Annotated in this window: 1 pseudogene; it reads left to right on the top strand. The window is 54.6% G+C overall.

Features of this window, described 5'->3' with window-relative positions:
• Positions 1–156: 156 nt before the first annotated feature.
• Positions 157–1,038, top strand: a pseudogene (locus tag DET50_RS19320) (AMP-binding protein); the annotation flags it as partial.
• Positions 1,039–1,131: the final 93 nt, after the last annotated feature.

Raw genomic sequence — 1,131 nt, 5'->3', positions numbered from 1 at the left:
GTAGGCTGAAGAGGATCAATCAGATAATCCGCTGAGAAAGATTTTCTTCTTTACATCTTTGGCATTTTATCAACCAGAAATTCCGGATACCCGATTTTTTGAGCAGTCTGGCATTGGTCGACCATTACAATCAGAAGCGCCAAACAGGAGATGGTGATGGATTTTGAGCAGTTTTATCAGGACAAATACCCCGCCGGCGTGCCCCGCGAGGTAGACCTGGATAAATACCAGAGCATGGTGGATGTGTTCGAGCAGGCCGTGAAGAAATACGCGGACCGCCCCGCATTCAGTGCTGTTGGCGCAACTCTCACTTACCGTGACCTCGACACCCAAAGCCGTAACTTTGCTGCCTGGCTGCAGAACAAGACTGACCTCAAGCCCGGGGACCGCATCGCTGTCCAGATGCCGAACCTTCCCCAGTACCCGGTGGTGGTTTTCGGCGCGATGCGTGCCGGCCTGATTGTCGTCAACACCAACCCGCTTTATACCCAGCGGGAAATGGAACACCAGTTCAACGATTCCGGCGCCAAGGCCCTGGTGGTGCTGGCCAACATGGCAGACAACGCCGAAAAGGTGGTACCCCAGACCGGCATAGAGCATGTCATCATTACCGAAATCGCCGACATGAACTCGCCGATCAAGCGCACTCTGATGAATGCGGCAGTCAAGCACCTCAAGAAGATGGTGCCGGCGTTCAACATTCCCGGTGCCCACAAGCTGCCGGCGGTTCTGGGTGCTGGCGCCCGTGAAAAGTTCACCCCGGTTGAGACCAAGAAGGACGATATCGCGGTTCTGCAATACACCGGCGGCACCACCGGTGTGGCCAAGGGAGCCATGCTGACCCACAGCAACCTGGTGGCCAACCTGCTTCAGGTGCGGCCGATGATGGAAGACACCGTGGAAGAGGGCAAGGAAGTGGTTATCGCACCCCTGCCGCTGTACCACATTTATTCCTTCACCCTGAACTGCGGCATCATGCTGGAAGCCGGCGCGCACAACGTGCTGATCCCGAATCCGCGGGATATCCCTGGATTTGTAGGGTATCCGGAATTTCTGGTTGATAAAATGCCAAAGATGTAAAGAAGAAAATCTTTCTCAGCGGATTATCTGATTGATCCTCTTCAGCCTACT

Origin of the sequence: Marinobacter pelagius (assembly GCF_003315345.1) — a bacterium.
GTDB classification, from domain to species: domain Bacteria; phylum Pseudomonadota; class Gammaproteobacteria; order Pseudomonadales; family Oleiphilaceae; genus Marinobacter; species Marinobacter pelagius_A.
Note: the sequence above shows the minus strand (reverse complement) of the source record. Positions and strands in the feature narration are given on the sequence as shown.